The 19,416-nt window shown below is 61.3% G+C and carries 13 protein-coding genes and 2 pseudogenes; 12 read left to right on the top strand and 3 right to left on the bottom strand.

All coding sequences use genetic code 11. The features are described from left to right. Window positions 1-33: 33 nt before the first annotated feature. Both E4Q23_RS06895 and E4Q23_RS06885 read right to left on the bottom strand, forming a co-directional pair. Entirely contained in the window at window positions 34-1,485 is a 1,452-nt protein-coding gene (locus tag E4Q23_RS06895) for a DUF6986 family protein (protein ID WP_169065948.1), read from the bottom strand. Window positions 1,486-2,080: 595 nt separating this feature from the next. Beyond that, complete coding sequence (locus E4Q23_RS06885) at window positions 2,081-2,935, bottom strand: FAS1-like dehydratase domain-containing protein (RefSeq protein WP_169065946.1); 855 nt, start codon at window positions 2,933-2,935, stop codon at window positions 2,081-2,083. Window positions 2,936-3,311: 376 nt separating this feature from the next. On the opposite strand from E4Q23_RS06885, the gene E4Q23_RS06880 reads away from it, so the two are divergent. The 12 genes and pseudogenes from E4Q23_RS06880 to secF all read left to right on the top strand — a co-directional run bounded on the left by E4Q23_RS06880 (window position 3,312) and on the right by secF (window position 19,064). Then, complete coding sequence (locus E4Q23_RS06880; protein ID WP_169065969.1) at window positions 3,312-4,532, top strand: 2-methylfumaryl-CoA isomerase; 1,221 nt, start codon at window positions 3,312-3,314, stop codon at window positions 4,530-4,532. Window positions 4,533-4,620: 88 nt separating this feature from the next. Next, on the top strand, window positions 4,621-5,664 hold the full coding sequence (locus E4Q23_RS06875) for an HpcH/HpaI aldolase/citrate lyase family protein (RefSeq protein WP_169065945.1): 1,044 nt from the start codon (window positions 4,621-4,623) through the stop codon (window positions 5,662-5,664). A 33-nt stretch (window positions 5,665-5,697) separates the two neighbouring features. After that, entirely contained in the window at window positions 5,698-6,777 is a 1,080-nt protein-coding gene (locus tag E4Q23_RS06870) for a MaoC family dehydratase (RefSeq protein ID WP_169065944.1), read from the top strand. 249 nt (window positions 6,778-7,026) lie between these two features. After that, window positions 7,027-7,623: a 2-oxoacid:acceptor oxidoreductase family protein gene (locus tag E4Q23_RS06865; RefSeq protein WP_169065943.1), complete on the top strand. Its 597-nt coding sequence runs from the start codon at window positions 7,027-7,029 to the stop codon at window positions 7,621-7,623. Then, a complete protein-coding gene (gene porA / locus E4Q23_RS06860; protein WP_169065942.1) occupies window positions 7,616-8,869 on the top strand; it encodes a pyruvate ferredoxin oxidoreductase in 1,254 nt (417 codons plus the stop codon). Before E4Q23_RS06865 ends, porA begins: the two co-directional genes overlap by 8 nt. Window positions 8,870-8,880: 11 nt before the next feature. Beyond that, entirely contained in the window at window positions 8,881-9,894 is a 1,014-nt protein-coding gene (locus tag E4Q23_RS06855) for a thiamine pyrophosphate-dependent enzyme (RefSeq protein WP_169065941.1), read from the top strand. Further along, window positions 9,894-11,516 carry an NAD(P)-binding protein gene (locus tag E4Q23_RS06850; protein WP_169065940.1) on the top strand — a complete coding sequence of 541 codons (1,623 nt, stop codon included), beginning with the start codon at window positions 9,894-9,896 and terminating at the stop codon, window positions 11,514-11,516. The genes E4Q23_RS06855 and E4Q23_RS06850 overlap by 1 nt, the downstream gene beginning before the upstream one ends. Before the next feature lie 162 nt (window positions 11,517-11,678). Further along, window positions 11,679-14,411, top strand: coding sequence for a pyruvate, phosphate dikinase (gene ppdK / locus E4Q23_RS06845; protein WP_169065939.1), 2,733 nt, complete (start codon window positions 11,679-11,681; stop codon window positions 14,409-14,411). A gap of 260 nt (window positions 14,412-14,671) precedes the next feature. Next, window positions 14,672-15,785, top strand: a pseudogene (tgt, locus tag E4Q23_RS06840) (tRNA guanosine(34) transglycosylase Tgt). Between the two features lie 51 nt (window positions 15,786-15,836). Continuing rightward, on the top strand, window positions 15,837-16,163 hold the full coding sequence (yajC, locus tag E4Q23_RS06835; RefSeq protein ID WP_169065938.1) for a preprotein translocase subunit YajC: 327 nt from the start codon (window positions 15,837-15,839) through the stop codon (window positions 16,161-16,163). 62 nt (window positions 16,164-16,225) lie between these two features. Then, on the top strand, window positions 16,226-18,106 hold the full coding sequence (secD, locus tag E4Q23_RS06830) for a protein translocase subunit SecD (protein ID WP_169065937.1): 1,881 nt from the start codon (window positions 16,226-16,228) through the stop codon (window positions 18,104-18,106). A gap of 12 nt (window positions 18,107-18,118) precedes the next feature. Then, window positions 18,119-19,064: pseudogene (secF, locus tag E4Q23_RS06825) on the top strand (protein translocase subunit SecF). A 30-nt stretch (window positions 19,065-19,094) separates the two neighbouring features. On the opposite strand, the gene E4Q23_RS06820 reads toward secF, so the two are convergent. Further along, complete coding sequence (locus tag E4Q23_RS06820; protein WP_169065936.1) at window positions 19,095-19,415, bottom strand: DUF2322 family protein; 321 nt, start codon at window positions 19,413-19,415, stop codon at window positions 19,095-19,097. Window position 19,416: the final 1 nt, after the last annotated feature.

Genomic DNA, 19,416 nt, shown 5'->3' with positions numbered 1-19,416 from the left:
CCCTTTCTTGCGTGCTTGGTACCCGATCGGCTGTTACGTCCCTTGCTTACCGGTTCTATTATTGACAATCTGCACAAACGAACGCGAGCGTAATTCGTCGAGGGTGATGCCCGTCGCCAGAACTTCCTGCTCGGTGATCGCGCCGCACGCCATTCCGCGCAGGAAGAAGTTCAGCAAGCCCTGCCCTGTCGCCGCGTCGTCAAAAGTATTGCCAACCAGGGTCGCCTGAGCAGCCTTGTTCAGGAAAGCGTTCAGTCGCGCCGAGGCATCCTGCAGACTGCTCAGGAAGAAGGTATCGATCGCGGCATAGCGCACCGGCAATTGCCCCGGATTCAAATCCCATCCCTGGTAGTAGCCGTGCCGCAAAGAGTGCATGATGTTGTCGTAATGAAGCTTCCAGGCACCGTGCACCACGGTGCGGTTTTCGTCCATCTGCTGCGCCGTCAGCGGCGCGTCCTTGGCTGCCTTGTGGGGTCCAATCGGCATACTGGTGGTCGCGCCGTCGCTAATCGTGATGCCGGTTCCGGCGAGGCTGACCTGCATCACGTGGCGGGCAAAATCGCAGGCTGGATGGGTGTGATTCTGGTGTGCGGCGGTGATGTTGCACGAGGCCGTGTAATCGTAAGTCCCGAAAATTGCTGAGCGGCAGCGGCTACCCGCAGCGGCCACCAGTAGCGGCACCGTATTCTCGCCCAGGTAGTTGATGATCGACTGCGTCGTTTCGATCATGATTTCCATCTTCAGCGAATCTTTGGGGAAAGCAAGTCTGGCTTCAAGATTTTCGAGGATCTTCGCGCAGGTCGACACCTGGCTTGGCGTCGTCACCTTGGGCAGAGTAACGATGAAGTTCTCGGGCAGCTTGCCGCCGGTCTGTTCGGCCAGCCGGGTCAGGAAAATATCGAGGGTGCGAATCGAGCGCTGCTTGCACTCGTCCGAAAAGGTCTTCACGCGGATGCCGATGAACGGCGGTAGCAGGCCTTCGCGCATACCTTTGGCGACTTCGTCTGCCGCCGCAGCGGCATGGTCATCTTCCTCAGCGTCCGGGCGATTACCGTAGCCATCCTCGAAATCGATGCGGTTGTCCTCAACCGGCTCGGTTTTCAGCTTCTTGACGACCCGGTTATAAACCGTAAAAGCCAGCCAGGCCGCCTGCTTGGTCTCACGCACCTGCTCGGGATTCGCTTCCAGCGCACGCGTCAGACTCGCTAGCTCCATGGCGTTGGTCGGCAAGGTATCGGCGCGCGGCAAACCAAGAGCACGGGCAAAAACACTGTAGCTGGGCGCATACGTTTCCAGCGTCTTGAGCGCCACCTCACCCAACTTGGCGGCAAAGCCGGCCTTGAGCAGATTGGCCCCCCCGTAAACCGTGTGCACCGGCTGCCGGTCGAAAGAATCTGCCGGATAATGGGACTTGAACGCCTCGTTGGAAGCGTGCAAGTCGCCACAATAGGCAGCTACTTCGTCATGGGTCAGTGTGAGTTTCATGTCCACCCTCCATAATTGCGCACAATAGATACCCCCGACTATTATGCGGTTGTCTTGATCAATTATTCCCCGTCGCTGATAATGATTCTATCGACGATCGTGGTGCAAGGCAACACGCTCACGGCTCCCAAAAGAAATCTTTTAAGTCTTATAAAAAACTCAAGACAAAAGTCTGCAGCGCGCCAGGCCTTGCCGAGGGCCGTAAAGGTCAGCGCCTCAAGCGAACGCCTGCCTCGCCATCATTCGCCCGCGGAGGAGCGCTCTGTGCCGGCCCGGTGTTTTTTTGAAATGATCGCGACCTTTCGGATCGCCGGATTACTCACCTTGAACAGAATGTGCTTACGATAAAATATAAGCAGCCGCGCATTCGTCAAGGACATCGTCCACGAGAGGAAGACGGGTAATTCGCCCATGACCGCTTGCCAATCAGTTTTTAATGGACTATTGCCCGAACGCCCGCTACGCGATAATGCGATCGCTTTGATGACTGCGGGGTATTCAGGAAATTCACCTGCGCTTGCTCAGAAATAGAAACAGCGCCAGCGGCATCAACGTCTAGCGGCGACCATGCACCGCAAGCCCGACCGCAATACAACTACAACGGCATGAGCTCGGCGCGGGCGCTCATTGCCACCACGCCGTCGGGCGCCTGAGCCTCGAGAGACATCTGGCCGTCCTCGCCGGCGCAAACGATGCGAAACGGGGCCAGGTCAAAAAGCGGCGCCAGTCCGCGGAAGCTGAAGCTGACTACCGGGCGCAGCGAATTCTTTCGCAGCAGTTCGATCAGCAAGACGGCGGTCAAGGGGCCATGCACCACCAGCCCCGGATAGCCCTCTTCGTCGACCGCATACGGCCGGTCGTAGTGAATGCGATGGGCATTGAAAGTCAGTGCTGAGAAGCGGAACAGCAGCTTCGGGTCCGGGGTCACAATGTGCGACCACGTTCCGTGCTCGACCGGCGGCCACTCGATCACAGACGGGCGAGCGACCACCGCGCCCGGTTCGCGATAGACGATGTCCTGCTCTTCCTCGATGCACAACACATCATCCTGATAGAAGCGGCAAAGCACGGAAACAAAGGCCAGCGACCCGGATCGCCCCGATTTCTGCCGGACATCGCGAATCACGGCCTCGCGCCGCGCCGGCTGACCGATCAGTAGCGGCCGGTGGAAGCGCATGCGGGCGCCGGCAAACATCCGGCGCGGATAGGGGATCGGCGGCATGAAGCCGCCACGCTGTGGGTGCCCGTCGACATCGAGCTGCGCCTGCGCTGCCCGGGGAAGAAAGTAAAACCAGTGCCATAGCGGCGGTAGCGGGCTACCCTTCGCGAAGCGCGTCGCCGTGTCGTCCAGCGTCGCGGCCGCCGCCAAGGCCGGCGCCAGAGCCAGCTCATCGTCGGTGATCTCCCGGCGGCCAATCCATGCTGCATAGTCTGCTGTCGCGTCCGTCATCAAGTCCATCCTTTTATGTGAAAGTCGCGCAAGCGACGCACGAATCTCCTTTCTCCCTGGCGGGAGAAAGGCCGGAAAAGAGGGGGGCGGTCATGCCTTCCATGATCAGGGGGGCTCGACATATCATGACCGCTTGAGAGTTCGCCCTACGGGCATTCGGCAAGTACAGCACAGCGTTCCGTCAAACTCAAGCCGACGCACGACCATCGCGCGTCGCTACCCAAAAACTCGGAACGTGTGCGCCCGCCCCCCCCCTTTTCCCATATACTGTGCGCTCCGCGTCCGGACAGGAGCCAGCCTTGAGCAAGGTGGCGCTTCGCTCACCTGGCGAATCGATGGGCAGCCGTACGGCACGCAGGCAGGATTGGTGAAACTCATGGACGGAATTCTCAAGGGCTTGCGCGTCGTCGAAGGATCGGCTTTCGTCGCCGCGCCGCTTGGCGGCATGACGCTGGCCCAACTCGGCGCCGACGTCATTCGCTTCGACCCGATCGGTGGCGGCCTCGATTATGGTCGCTGGCCAGTGACCCTTGATGGCCAGCACAGCCTTTTCTGGGCCGGCATGAACAAGGGCAAGCGTTCAATCGCCGTCAATCTCCGCAATCCCCGCGGTCAGGCATTGCTGACCCAGCTGATCTGTGCGCCAGGCGACAACGCCGGCCTGTTCAGCACCAACTTCCCGGCCGAGGGCTGGCTGAGCTACGAGGCGCTGAAAGTCCATCGTCAGGACCTGATCATGGTCAACCTCACCGGTCGCCGCGATGGTAGTTCGGAGGTCGATTACACGGTGAACCCGCAGATCGGTCTGCCCTACATGACCGGGCCGAGCAATTCCCCGGAGGTGGTCAACCATGTCTTTCCTGCCTGGGACTTCATCAGCGGCCAGATGATTGCCATCGGCATGCTTGCCGCCGAAAGGCACCGGCGCATGACCGGTGAAGGACAGTTGGTGCGCCTGGCGCTGAAGGACGTGGCCCTGGCGATGCTCGGCAACGTCGGCATGATCGCCGAGGTGATGGTCAACGACGCCGACCGACCCAAGCAGGGAAACTACCTGTACGGCGCCTTCGGGCGCGACTTCCAGACCCTCGACGGCAAGCGCCTGATGATCGTCGGACTGACCCGCAGGCAGTGGCGCAGCCTGCTCAAGGCGACCGGACTAAAGGAGTCGATCGACGCGCTCGCTGTCCGCCTCGGCCTCGATCTTGACGACGAAGGCAATCGCTTCCGCGCCCGCCAGCAGATCGCTGCCCTGATCGAAGCCTGGTGCCAGGCGCGTACGCTGGCCGAAGCCGCAGCAATCCTCGATGAGCACCGCGTCACCTGGGGCCCTTATCGCAGCGTTCGCGAGGCGCTGGCCAACGATCCCGATTGCTCGATCGACAATCCGCTGTTCACCATGACCGAGCAGCCTGGCGTCGGCAGCTACCTGATGCCCACGACGCCGCTCGACTTTAGCGCCTCGCCACGCCTGCCGGCGCTGCCGGCGCCGGCACTGGGTGAGCACACCGACCAGATTCTGCTCGAAGTTCTCGGCATGAGCGAAGCGGAAGTTGGCCGCCTGCATGACGCCGGCGTCGTCGCCGGACCGGCCTGAAATCTTCGCCGACGAGACTTTGGCCACTTGTGGCCACCTCGTGCCGCCTTTGCCAACCAGACAGTTCTTTTCACCAGGGGAAAACGCCATGAAGCTACCCGTCCATTTCTACAAGCCGCTCGCCATCGGTGCGCCACCACCCCTGCGCGAATTACCGGTGCGACCGGAGCGAATGATCCATTTCTTCCCACCGCACATCGAAAAAATCCGCGCCAAAGTGCCGGAGACGGCCAGGAGATGCGACGTGATGTGCGGCAACCTCGAGGACGCGATCCCGATCGAGTCCAAGGAGGCCGCTCGTGCCGGCTTCATCGAAGTGCTGGAGAACAACGACTTTGGCGACACGGGCATGTGGGTGCGCATCAACGCGCTGAACAGCCCCTGGGTTCTCGACGACCTCAGCGAAATCATCAAACATGTCGGCAACAAGCTCGATGTGATCATGATTCCCAAAGTCGAGGGGCCATGGGATATTCACTTCGTCGATCAGTACGTTGCTCTGCTTGAGGCGAAGTACGCGATCCGCAAGCCGATTCTGCTGCACGCCCTGCTCGAAACCGCGCAGGGGGTAACCAACGTCGAGGCGATCTGTGGCGCCAGTCCGCGCATGCACGGCCTGAGCCTCGGCCCGGCCGACCTGGCCGCGTCGCGCGGCATGAAAACCACCCGCGTCGGTGGCGGACACCCCGGTTACGGCGTTCTTGCCGACGCGCAGGAAGCCCAGGAACAGCGCGCTTTCTTTCAGCAGGATCTGTGGCATTACACGGTGGCGCGCATGGTCGATGCGGCCGTGGCACACGGCCTGCACTCGTTCTACGGCCCCTTCGGCGATCTCAAGGACGAAGCGGCCTGCGAAGCGCAATTCCGCAATGCTTTCCTGATGGGCTGCTCAGGCGCCTGGTCGCTGGCACCAAACCAGATTGCCATTGCCAAGCGCGTCTTCAGCCCCGACGTCAAGGAGGTCCTGTTCGCCAAACGTATCCTGGAAGCCATGCCCGATGGCAGTGGGGTAGCGACCATCGACGGCAAGATGCAGGACGACGCGACCTGGAAACAAGCGCGGGTGATCGTCGATCTGGCGAGCCTGGTGGCCAGGCGAGATCCGGACCTGGCGGCAGCCTATGGGCTGTAGCACAGTAATCAACAACAGCAGAGAGAAGAGAAAATGAGCGAGAAAACCAGATGGGGCAACTTTTTTGAGGATTTTCGCGTCGGCCAGGCCATCGTGCATGCGACCCCGCGCACCATCACCGAAGGTGACGTGGCCCTGTACACGGCGCTGACCGGCTCGCGCTTTGCCCTGACCTCGGCCGACACGTTCGCGCACAGCCTGTCCTTTCTCCGTTCCCCGGTGGACAACCTCTTGGCTTTCAACGTGGTTTTTGGCAAGACGGTGCCCGATATCTCGCTCAATGCCATTGCCAACCTCGGCTACGCCGCTGGGCGCTTTGGCCACCGCGTCTATCCGGGAGACACGCTCACCGCCGATTCGACAGTGATCGGGCTCAAGGAGAACCGCGATGGCAAGACAGGCATCGTCTACGTACGCTCGTGCGGCGTCAATCAGCGAGGGCAAATTGCCCTCGATTACCGCCGTTGGGTCATGGTTCGCAAGCGCGACCCGGCGTCGCCGGCGCCCGAAACCGTCATTCCCGAGCTGCACGATGTCGTGCCGGTGAGCGAGCTGGTCATTCCGCCTGGAATCAGGGTGGAAGGCTACGACACCGCCCTCTCGGGCAGTACTGATCTATGGGACGACTATCGGGTCGGGGAACGAATCGATCATCTCGACGGGATGACCATCGAAGAAAGCGAGCACATGATGGCCACCCGCCTGTACCAGAACACGGCGCGGGTACACTTCAACCAGCATGCGGAAAAGAGTGGACGCTTCGGACGCAGAATTGTCTATGGTGGCTACATCATTAGCTTGGCGCGCTCGCTGTCGTTCAACGGCCTGGCCAATGCCTTCAGCATCGTGGCGATCAACGCCGGCAGGCATGTCGCGCCCGCATTCGCCGGTGATACGGTCTACGCGTGGTCGGAAATCATCGAACAGATGTCCTTGCCGGGCCGCCATGACCTTGGCGCACTGCGCGTGCGTACGGTGGCGACCAAGGACCGTAGCTGCGCCGACTTCCCCTACAAGCGGGCCGACGGTTCCTACGATCCAAGCGTCCTCCTGGACTTCGACTATACGGTCCTGATGCCGAAAAGGCCGGGGAGTAGCCCACTGCCGGCATGAGCACTGACCAGCAAGCGGGTGGCATCGCCGCACGCATCGGTAGCACCAGCACCAGACCAAGCTGCTGCAGAGAGTCGGCAGTTGAGCAAATCTCGTCTATCGGACGCCGATTCTGACGACTTTCCGGAAAATTGCGGCTGCCTGCGATCCAGATCGAGGTCGATGTTTTCAATGAACTCGAACTGAGCTATGCTGCGCAAACTTCAAAACGACACCGATGTACAACCGAAGTTCAACACTGGAGGAAACATGTTCCAAGTCCGAATACATGGTCGCGGTGGCCAGGGCGTGGTTACCGCTGCCGAGATGTTGTCGATTGCCGCATTCGAGGAAGGCCGCCATGCACAAGCCTTTCCGAGCTTCGGATCGGAGCGCACCGGCGCCCCGGTAGTCGCTTTTTGCCGTATCGCTGACCAGGAGATCCGGCTGCGTGAACCAATCATGGAGCCCGATGCCCTGATCATTCAGGATCCGACCCTGCTCTTCCAGGTCGATGTCTTCTCCGGCTTGAAGAAAGGCGGCTATATCCTGATCAACACCAGCCGCAGCTTTACCGAGTTGGGCCTTGCTGATTTTGTCCGTGACTGGCCGGCAGAGCGACTTCTCACCGTCCCGGCCACCGATCTCAGTCGCAAGCACGTTGGCCGACCGATGCCCAACGTGCCGCTGCTCGCCGGATTCGCCGCCGCCTCGGGAATCATCCGCCTGGAGTCGGTGATCAAGGCCATCAATACCAAGTTCTCGGAGAAGATCGCCAGCAACAACATCGCCGCCGCCAGCGAGGCTTATCAGTTCGTCCTTGACGAAGTTGCCGGGGCAAGTCACCAGGAGGCCGCACATGCTTAAACAGACTGAAGGTTCACACGCGGTTGCCGAAGCGGTCGGCCTTTGCCGGCCCGAAGTCATTTGCGCCTACCCGATTTCGCCCCAGACACACATCGTCGAAGGCCTCGGCGAAATGGTCAAGGCCGGCGAAATAAGCGACTGCGAGTTCATCAACGTCGAATCGGAGTTCGCGGCAATGAGCGTCGCCATCGGTTCCTCGGCAACCGGTGCCCGCACCTATACCGCCACCGCTTCACAGGGCATTCTGTTCATGTGCGAGGCGGTCTATAACGCTTCCGGCCTCGGCCTGCCGATCGTCATGACCGTCGCCAACCGTGCCATCGGAGCTCCGATCAATATCTGGAACGACCATACCGATGCCCTCTCGCAACGCGACAGCGGCTGGATCCAGCTCTTTGCCGAGACCAACCAGGAAGCGCTCGATCTGCACATCCTGGCTTTCAAACTTGCCGAGGAAGTCAGCCTGCCGGTAATGGTCTGCATGGACGGCTTCATTCTCACGCATGCTTACGAGCGCGTGGACGTACCGACTCAAGAGCAGGTCGATGCCTTCCTGCCGCCTTACGAGCCGCGCCAGGTCCTTGATCCGACCGACCCGGTATCGATCGGCGCGATGGTCGGCCCGGAAGCTTTTTCCGAAGTGCGCTACCTCGCGCACGCCAAGCAGATGCAGGCCTTGGAACTGATCCCGAAGCTGGCCGCGCAGTTCAAGACCATATTCGGTCGCGATTCGGGTGGTCTGACCCATTCCTATTTCACCGACGATGCGGAAACCATCGTCGTGGCGATGGGTTCGATCCTGGGTACCATCAAGGATGTCGTCGACGAGATGCGCCTGGCGGGCGAGAAGATCGGCGTCCTGGGGATCATTTCCTACCGTCCTTTCCCGCTCGAAGAGGTACGTAAAGCGCTGCAGAACGCAAAACGCGTCGTCGTGCTCGAAAAGAGCCTCGCCGTCGGCATCGGCGGCGTCGTGTCGACCGATGTACGCATGGCGATGTCCGGGCTGCAACTCGAAGGACACACCGTCGTCGCCGGACTCGGCGGGCGGGCGATCACCATGAAGTCGCTGCACGCGCTGTTCGCCAAGGCCATCCGCGGCGAACTTGAGCGCCTGACCTTCCTCGACCTCGACTGGGACGTGGTCAACAAGCAACTCGAACGCGAGCGCACGACGCGCCGTTCGGGCCCGGCAGCGGAAAGCATGCTGCGTGACGTCGGCGTCGTCGCCGCACGGATTGGCTGAGGAGAACCACGATGAGCTTTCAACCCGTCCATTTCTATCAGACCGGCACTTTCACCGTCGGCAATCGTCTCCTGGAAGCATCAGAACGCAGTGTCCAGGCCAACATTCAACGCACCAATTCGCTGAACTCCGGACACCGTGCGTGTCAGGGTTGTGGTGAAGCACTCGGCGCACGTTACGCCATCGATGCGGCGATGAATGCCGCCCGTGGCCGCCTGATTGCCGCCAATGCCACCGGCTGCCTCGAAGTCTTCTCGACGCCCTACCCGGAAACCTCGTGGCAGATTCCCTGGATCCACTCGCTGTTCGGCAACACTGCGGCGGTTGCCACCGGCATTGCCGCAGCGATCAAGGTGAAAAGAAACAAAGGCCAGATGGGTGACGTCCGCGTCGTCGCCCAGGGCGGTGACGGCGGCACCACCGACATCGGTTTCGGCTGCCTGTCGGGCATGTTCGAGCGCAATGACGATGTTCTGTACATTTGTTACGACAACGGCGGCTACATGAATACCGGCGTACAGCGCAGTTCGGCAACGCCACCGGCAGCGCGCACCGCGACGACCATGCCGGTCGGCCCCGAACCGGGCAACCAGTTCGGCCAGGGCAAGTTCCTCCCGGCGATCGCCATGGCCCACGAAATTCCTTACGTCGCGACGGCTACCGTCGCCGACCTGCGTGATCTCGAGTACAAGGTCACCAAGGCCATGGGCATGCGTGGCGCGCGCTACATCCACATTCTCGTCCCCTGTCCGCTGGGCTGGGGCGCGGCGTCGGAAGACACCATTCTGCTGGCGCGCCTGGCCAAGGAAACCGGCATTTTTCCGGTCTTCGAAGCGGAGAACGGCGAGCTTACCGGCACCTTGAAGATCCGCAGAAAGCAACCGGTTGAGGAATACCTCAAGCGGCAGAAGCGCTATGCACACCTCTTCGGCAAGAAGCCGGCAGTGGCAACGATCGCCCGCCTGCAAGCGGCGGCAGACAAGAACATTCGCAAATACGGACTGCTCGACCAGGAGGCGAACTGATGGAAAAACCCTTTGCCATTACCCTAGACCCCGGCTCCTCGCTGGCCAACCACACCGGCTCGTGGCGTACTTCGCGGCCGGTCTATATCGACCGCTTGCCCCCCTGCAACAAGCAATGTCCCGCTGGTGAGGACATCCAGGGCTGGCTGTTTCATGCCGAATCCGGCGACTATGAAAGCGCCTGGCGGCACCTGACCAAAGACAACCCTTTCCCGGCGATCATGGGACGCGTTTGTTACCACAGCTGCGAAGGTGCCTGCAACCGCGGCCAGATCGACGAGCCGGTGGGCATCAATTCGGTCGAGCGCTTTCTCGGCGACGAGGCCCTCAAGCTCGGCTGGAAACTCACCCCACCGAGCAGCGAGTCGGGCAAGAATGTGCTCGTCGTCGGTGCCGGTCCGTCCGGCATGTCGGCGGCCTACCACCTGCGCCGCCTCGGCCATAGCGTCACGGTGTACGAGGCGGGACCGCTGCTCGGCGGCATGATGCGCTTCGGGATTCCGAAATACCGACTGCCACGCGACATTCTCGAGGCAGAAATGCAGCGCGTCGTGGAACTCGGCGTCAAGGTGAATCTGAACACCAAAGTCGATAACATTCTCAACACCATGGCCGACGGCAAGTTCGACGCCGCCTTCCTGGCCGTTGGTGCGCACATCGGCAAACGCGCGCGCATCCCGGCTGGCGACGCGGCGAAAATCGTCGACGCCATCTCGCTGCTACGCAGTATGGAGGGCGAAGAGAAGCCGATGCTCGGTCGCCGCGTGGTCGTCTATGGCGGTGGCAATACCGCTATCGACGTGGCGCGTACCGCCAAGCGCATGGGCGCCGAACCCTTGATCGTCTATCGCCGCACACGCGCGGCAATGCCGGCCCATGATTTCGAGATGGAAGAAGCCCTTCAGGAAGGGATCATGGTCAAGTGGCTGTCGACCATCACCCAGGCCGACGAGTCATCCCTGACCATCGAAAAGATGGCCCTGGATGAGACGGGCTTCCCGCAGCCGACCGGCGAGTTCGAGACCATCGAGGCTGATTCACTGGTCCTCGCGCTGGGACAGGATGTCGATCTCGGACTCCTCGAAGGCGTTCCCGGCCTGGAGGTCAGCGACGGCGTAGTCAAGGTCGCGGCGAACATGATGACCGGTCATCCGGGAATTTTCGCGGGTGGCGACATGGTTCCCGCGGAGCGCAACGTCACCGTCGGCATCGGTCACGGCAAGCAGGCGGCGCGGCATATTGACGCCTGGCTGCGCGGCGAGGAACACGTTCCGGCAGTGCAACACGAAGTGGCCAACTTCGAGAAACTCAACACCTGGTATTACGCCGACGCACCGAAAACCGTGCGCCCGATGCTGGACATCATTCGTCGCCAGTCGACTTTCGATGAAGTCCAGGGCGGCCTGGACGAGAATACGGCGCTGTTCGAAGCCCGCCGCTGTCTGTCCTGCGGCAACTGCTTCGAGTGCGACAACTGCTATGGCGTCTGCCCGGACAATGCAGTCATCAAGCTCGGCCCCGGCAAGCGCTTTCAATTCAACTATGACTACTGCAAGGGCTGCGGCATGTGTGTTGCCGAATGCCCCTGCGGCGCGATCAAGATGGAGGCAGAAGAAATCTGATCGCTGGCGCTGCGCCCGTTTTCCGCTCCTGGTCCGCTTACGGGTCGGGAGCGCTGCAATTCAGTGACCCGCGGCGTAACTTGCCCGGGTAACTCCCTCTAGGGCCCCTTCGAGCGTACTGCTCGAAGCTCCCTTCCTTCTCCCCTCATACGCGAGGTATTTATGTCAACTGAAACAAAGAACGTGTACGTATTTGGTGCCAGCCGCACTGACGGCGATGCCACGATGAAGAATCTTCTCGGTGGCAAGGGCGCCAACTTGGCCGAGATGTGCCGCCTGGGAATCGTCGTTCCGCCCGGTTTGACCATCAGTACCGAAGTGTGCACGGTCTACACCGAGCAGGGCCAGGATGCTGTCGCCAAATTGATCGATGCGGAAGTCCGTGCCAGTGTTGCCTTCATCGAAAACGAAATGGGCAAGAAGTTCGGCGACTCCGCAGATCCGCTGCTGCTATCCGTACGCTCGGGCTCGCGCGCCTCGATGCCGGGTATGATGGACACCATCCTGAATCTGGGCCTCAACGACGAGGCCGTCGCCGGCTTGGCCAGCAAGGCTGGCAACGAACGTTTCGCCTGGGACTCGTACCGCCGCTTCATCCAGATGTACGGCGATGTGGTGATGGGCCTCAAGCCGGTATCGAAGGAAGAGCATGACCCCTTCGAAGTGGTCATCGACATGCTCAAGGAAAAGAAAGGCGTCGAGCTCGATACCGATCTCAGCACCGACGACCTGAAGGAACTGGTGCAGCGCTTCAAGGGGCTGATTCGTGCCCGCATCGGGCGCGAGTTCCCGACCGATCCGTGGGAGCAGCTGTGGGGTTCGGTGATGGCCGTCTTCCAGAGCTGGAACAATGACCGCGCCGTGGTGTACCGCGAACTGAACGACATCCCTGACGCCTGGGGTACGGCCGTAAACGTGCAGGCCATGGTCTTCGGCAACCTTGGCGACAACAGTGGTACCGGCGTGGCCTTCACGCGCGATGCAGGCACCGGCGAAGACCTCTTCAACGGCGAGTTCCTGATCAATGCGCAGGGTGAAGACGTCGTTGCCGGCACCCGTACGCCGCAACAGATCACCCTCGAAGGATCCCGGCGCTGGGCACAACTGGCGATGGTCAGCGAGGAAGATCGCCGCAGCCGCTTCCCATCGCTCGAAGAGCTGATGCCGGACATCTACAAGCAGCTGCTGGCCGCCGAAACCAAGCTCGAAGACCACTACAAGGACATGCAGGACGTCGAGTTCACCATCCAGGAAGGCCGCCTGTGGATGCTCCAGACGCGTGGCGGCAAGCGTACCGGCGCGGCTATGGTGCGCATCGCGATGGAAATGCTGCGTCAGGGCATGATCGATGAGAAGGAAGCCCTGCGCCGCGTCGGTCCGGATCGCCTCAACGAGCTTCTGCACCCGGTCTTCGACCCGGCAGCAATCAAGAAAGCACGTTCCATCGCCCACGGCCTGCCGGCATCACCGGGCGCCGCCACCGGCCAGATCGTCTTCTTCGCCGACGAAGCCGAAGAATGGGTCCGCAAGGGCAAGGCCGTGATCCTGGTGCGTCAGGAGACCTCCCCCGAGGACCTGCGCGGCATGAGCGTTGCCACTGGCATCCTGACCGCGCGCGGCGGCATGACCTCGCACGCGGCAGTCGTTGCACGCGGCATGGGCAAGTGCTGTATCTCGGGTGCCGGCGCGGTGCGTGTCGATTACCACGCACGGACAATGACGGTCGGTGGAGAAGTCTACAAGGAAGGCGACTGGATTTCCCTCGACGGCTCGACCGGTAATGTCTTCGAAGGCCAGGTGCCAACCAAGGAAGCCGAACTGACCGGCGACTTTGGCGCGCTGATGGACCTGACCGACAAGTACAAGCGGCTTGGCATTCGCGCCAATGCCGACACCCCGGACGACGCCAAGGCCGCGCGCAATTTCGGCGCCAAGGGCATCGGCCTCTGCCGTACCGAGCACATGTTCTTTGAAGGCGACCGCATCAAGGCCGTCCGCGAAATGATCCTCGCCGAGGACGAAGCAGGCCGCCGCAAGGCACTCGCCAAGCTGCTGCCGATGCAACGTGGTGACTTTGAAGGTCTGTTCCGTGAAATGAGCGGGCTGGCGGTCACCATCCGCCTGCTCGACCCGCCGCTGCACGAATTCGTCCCGCACGACGAAGCCAACCAGAAGATCATGGCCCACGAAATGAATGTGCCGCTGGGGGTGATCAAGATGCGGGTTGATGACCTGCACGAGTTCAATCCGATGATGGGTCACCGCGGCTGCCGCCTCGGCATTACCTATCCGGAAATCACCGAAATGCAGACCCGCGCGATCATCGAGGCGGCGCTCAACATGAAAGCCAAGGGGTTCGACGTCAAGGCCGAGATCATGGTGCCACTGGTCGGGACGGTACGTGAATTCAACGCCCAGGCCAAGATCATCCGCAAGACCGCTGACGCCGTCTTCGCCGCGCGTGGCGAAAAGATCGACTACATGGTCGGCACGATGATCGAGACGCCACGTGCGGCCCTGATCGCCGACAGCATTGGCCAGCAAGCGGAGTTCTTCTCGTTCGGAACCAACGACCTGACGCAGATGGCGATGGGTTTCTCGCGCGACGACGCCGGCAAGTTTCTGCCGAGCTACCTGAAAGACGGCATGTACGAGCGCGACCCCTTCGAATCGATCGACCAGAAAGGGGTTGGCCTGCTGGTCGAAATGGCCGTCGCGAAAGGTCGTGCGGCGCGCCCGGGGATCAAGCTGGGCGTCTGTGGTGAGCATGGTGGCGACCCGGATTCGATCACCTTCTTCCATCGTACCGGCCTCGACTACGTCAGTTGCTCACCTTTCCGGGTGCCGATTGCCCGCCTGGCAGCGGCGCGAGCGGCCATCGACGACGCCAGCTGAGCTTAGCCGCCACTCATCCGGCAGTCTTCGTTCCCGGTTCGCCTGCGCAGCAGCATCGCCAGGCTCCGGGCACGCAGGAGGTCGGATCTGTCAGTTCTTGCGACCGCCAGCGCCCCGGCCCTGGCGAACCCGTAATCGCCGACGAAACGCACCGCCTGGCTCCCAGGCGGTGTTTTTTATCCGGAAAGCCATTTGCCCGCGTTTTCACGCCGTGACGCGCAGTGGCGTGCCACCTCCAGTTTCCTGATGGCCTTCAATAGATGAACTTCGAACTTCTCGCCGCCGACGGCGCAGCCCGCCGAGGCCGCATCAACCTCGCCCATGGCATCGTCGAAACCCCCACCTTCATGCCGGTTGGCACCTACGGGACGGTCAAGGCGATGACCCCGCGCGACCTGATTGAAAGCGGCGCGCAGATCTGTCTCGGCAATACCTTCCACCTTTGGTTACGACCGGGTCTGGAGGCCATTGCCGCACATCGCGGACTGCACCGCTTCATGTCCTGGGATGGACCGATTCTCACCGATTCGGGCGGTTTTCAGGTTTTTTCGCTCGGGGCCCTGCGCAAGATCACGGAAGAAGGAGTCACCTTCCAGTCGCCGATCAACGGCGACCGGCTTTTTCTGACGCCGGAGGAGTCGATGCGCATCCAGCATGTGCTCGATTCGGACATCGTCATGATTCTCGACGAATGCACGCCCTATCCAGCGAGCCACGGCGAAACCGCTACCTCGATGCAGCTTTCGCTACGCTGGGCGCAGCGCTCGCGTGCCGCGCACGACCTGCTCGCCAATCACAACGCACTGTTCGGGATCGTTCAGGGTGGCATGTACGAGGACCTCCGCGACGAGTCGCTGGCCGGGCTCGCCGAAATCGGCTTCGATGGTTACGCCATCGGTGGACTGTCGGTCGGTGAGCCAAAAGACGACATGGCGAGAATCCTCGCCCACACCGCTCCACGCCTGCCAGGCGACAAGCCCCGCTACCTGATGGGTGTCGGAACGCCCGAGGATCTGGTAGCCGCGGTGCAGGTGGGCATCGACATGTTTGACTGCGTGCTGCCGACGCGCAACGCACGCAACGGTCATTTTTTTTACCCGTCATGGTGATATCCGGATCAGAAACGCCAAGCACAAGACAGACCCTCAGCCGCTCGACGACAGCTGCGACTGTTATACCTGTCAGAACTTTTCACGCGCCTACCTGCATCACCTGCACCGCGTTGGCGAAATCCTCGGCGCGCAACTCGGCACCATGCACAACCTGCACTATTATCACCAGCTGATGCATGAACTGCGCACGGCGATTGCTGCCGGCACGCTCGCCGAAACGGTGCGCAGCTTCCACAGCCGCCGCCGGCGGCCGCCGGAATGATAGTGCTATAATTGCGGGTTCAATTTAAACCTTCCATTCTAGGAGACTGATGTGCTAATCAGTACCGCCCACGCCCAAACCGCTGCCGCTGCCGACCCAACGGGTGGCTTCATGCAGCTCCTGCCCATCATTTTGATGTTCATCGTCCTCTACTTCCTGATGATCCGGCCACAGATGAAGCGCACCAAGGATCACAAGGCGCTGGTCGAAGCCCTTGCCAAAGGCGATGAAGTAGTCACCGGTGGCGGCATTGCCGGCCGCATTACCAAGGTCGGCGAGAATTTTATCGCCATCGAGGTTGCCACCGCCGTCGAAATCCAGGTCCAGAAACAGGCGGTCACGCTGCTTCTGCCAAAAGGCACGCTGAAGGCACTCTAACCACCAGCCGGGCGCCTGTCTCCGGGCAGCGCTCGCGTCCTCTGACGGCACAAAAAGTATTCATGAATCGCTATCCGCTCTGGAAGTACGTCCTCGTCGGCCTGGCACTGCTGTTCGGCCTGATCTACACCTTGCCCAACTTCTTTGGCGAATCGCCTGCGGTGCAGGTTTCAAGCGCCAAGGCGACGGTGAAGATCGACAGCAGCACCCGTGAACGCGTCGCCAGCACTCTGCAGGCAGCCGCGATAGCCAACAGTGGCCTCTTTGTCGACAGCAATGGCGTCAAGGTTCGCCTGTTGAGCAACGACACGCAGCTGCAGGCAAAGGATGTCCTGGAGAAGCAATTCAACCCGGACAGTAGCAACCCGCAATACGTCATCGCCCTGAATCTGCTGTCGAGCTCGCCGCAATGGCTGACCAGGCTGCACGCGTTGCCGATGTACCTCGGCCTCGACCTGCGTGGCGGCGTACATTTCCTGCTGCAGGTAGACATGCCGGGCGCGCTGACCAAACGCCTGGACTCGCTCGGCGCCGATCTGCGCACCCTGCTGCGCGACAAGAATGTCCGCCACGCCGGCATCGACCGCCAGGGCGAGCGCATCGTGATCCGTTTTCGTGACCAGGAGAAGCGCAACCAGGGACGCTTGACCCTCGAGGAGAACCAGCCCGATCTGCTCCTGCTTGATCAGGGCGAAGACAGCGACCTCAAGCTGGTCGCCAGCCTGCGGCCGGAAGCGATCAAGCGCCTACAGGATTTCGCGCTCAAGCAGAACATCACCACCCTGAACAACCGCATCAACGAACTCGGTGTTGCCGAGCCGGTGATTGCCCAGCAAGGCGCTGATCGCATCGTCGTGCAGTTGCCGGGCGTGCAGGACACAGCCAAAGCCAAGGACATCCTCGGGCGCACCGCAACGCTGGAAATCCGCATGGTCGAGGAAACGCCAGGCGCCGTCGAAGCGGCACTGGCTGGTCAGGTGCCCTTCGGCAGCGAGCTCTATGTCGAGCGTGACGGCGCACCGCTGCTGGTCAAGAAGCAGGTGGTGCTCACCGGCGACCGCCTGACCGACGCCCAACCCGGTTTCGACGGCCAGACCAACGAAGCGGCCGTGCACCTGACGCTCGACTCGCCGGGTGCACGCATCTTCAAGGACATCACCCGCGACAACGTCGGCAAGAGAATGGCCATCCTGCTGATCGAGAAAGGCAAGGGCGAAGTGGTCACTGCGCCGGTGATCCGGGCAGAGATCGGGGGTGGTCGCGTGCAGATTTCAGGCCGCATGACGACCACCGAAGCCAACGACACGGCGCTGCTGCTGCGCGCCGGTTCGCTGGCCGCGCCCATGGAAATCATCGAAGAGCGCACCATTGGTCCCAGCCTTGGTGCCGAAAACATCGCCAAGGGCTTCCAGTCAACGATGTGGGGCTTTGCCGCCATCGCCGTCTTCATGATCGCCTACTACCGCTTGTTCGGCCTCGTCTCAGTCATTGCCCTGGCCGCCAACCTGCTGTTGCTGATCGCCCTGCTCTCGTTGCTGCAGGCAACCCTAACCTTGCCCGGTATCGCGGCCATCGCACTGACCCTGGGCATGGCCATCGACGCCAACGTCCTGATCAACGAACGCATCCGCGAGGAACTGCGCAATGGCTCATCGCCGCAAGCAGCGATCCACACCGGTTATGAACGAGCCTTCGGCACCATTCTGGATTCCAACATCACGACCCTCATTGCCGGTCTGGCGCTATTGATGTTTGGCTCCGGCCCGGTACGCGGCTTCGCGGTGGTGCACTGCCTTGGCATCATGACTTCACTATTCTCGGCAGTGGTCGTCTCGCGCGCGCTGGTCAACCTGATCTATGGCCGCCGCCGCAAGGTCGAAAATTTGTCCATCGGCCAGGTGGACTGGAAACCGGCCGACGCTGGCTCGGCCGCCGTCAAATAGAGAGGCACCACCATGGAATTCTTCCGGATCAGCAAAGACATCCCGTTCATGCGCCATGCGCTGGTGTTCAACGTCATTTCGTTGCTCACTTTCCTGCTGGCGGTGACCTTTCTTTTCACCCGAGGTCTGCATCTCTCGGTCGAGTTCACCGGCGGAACGCTGATCGAGCTCCACTACACGCAAACGGCGGACCTCGAAAAAAATTCGCGACGGGCTTGGCAAAGCCGGCTATAACGACCTCTCGGTCCAGCATTTCGGGTCTAGCCAGGACGTCTTGGTCCGCCTGCCTCTGACGGCCGATCAGAACACGGCCAGCATCGGTCAGGCGGTCATCGAGGCGCTCGCCGTTGAAGCGCCGGGCGCCACGCTGCGCCGTGTCGAATTCGTTGGCCCGCAGGTGGGTAGAGAACTGGCCGAGAACGGCGCCCTGGCGCTGCTGGTGGTGATCATCGGCATCGTCCTCTACCTGTCGTTTCGTTTCGAGTGGCGATTCTCGATATCGGCGATCATTGCCAACCTGCACGATGTGATCATCATCCTTGGCTTCTTCGCTTTCTTCCAGTGGGAATTCTCGCTTTCCGTTCTGGCGGCAGTGCTCGCCGTGCTCGGCTACTCGGTCAACGAGTCAGTGGTCGTTTTCGACCGTGTCCGCGAGACTTTCAAGAAGGCGCGTGGCCTGAGCACACCACAGGTCCTCGACCATGCGATCACCAGCACCATTTCGCGCACCGTGATCACCCACGGATCAACGCAGGTCATGGTTCTGGCGATGTTGATCTTCGGTGGCGAGACGCTCTATTACTTCTCGCTGGCGCTGACCATCGGCATTTGTTTCGGGATCTACTCGTCGGTTCTGGTCGCCAGCCCGCTGGTCATGTGGCTCGGTGTCTCACGCGAGCAGTTCGTCAAGCCGAAGCGGAAAATCGAAGGCGCCAACGAGGACGGCGCCGTCGTGTGAAGTGTGGAGTGTGGAGTGTAAAATCCGAACTCAGACCGCGAAGATGTGCTTCGTGCGCAGCGTCTTGCGCTCCTCCACAAGCATCAGCAAACGATCAATATTGACATGCTTGCCGGGATTGGCGCGCGCGTCCTCAGTGTGCTCGGCAAACATCTCCAGGCCTTTCCTGGCCGCCTCCGGGGTAATCGCCCCGTAGGTCTGTGCCAGGTGGTTGTAGACCGCCACTGAACCCTGGCTGCCCGCCTTGTTCTCGAGCACGGCCTGCACTTCGCCGGCAGCGTCCAACAGATTGATCGCCGCGATGTGCGACACCCCCGGCAGCTTCTTCAGATTCTCGGCAAACTGCGCCATC

The sequence above is a fragment of the Candidatus Accumulibacter phosphatis genome (assembly GCF_012939955.1).
In the GTDB taxonomy this organism is placed as follows: Bacteria; Pseudomonadota; Gammaproteobacteria; order Burkholderiales; family Rhodocyclaceae; genus Accumulibacter; species Accumulibacter delftensis.
The sequence above is the reverse complement of the archived record's forward strand: the minus strand, read 5'-3'. Positions and strand labels throughout refer to the sequence as shown.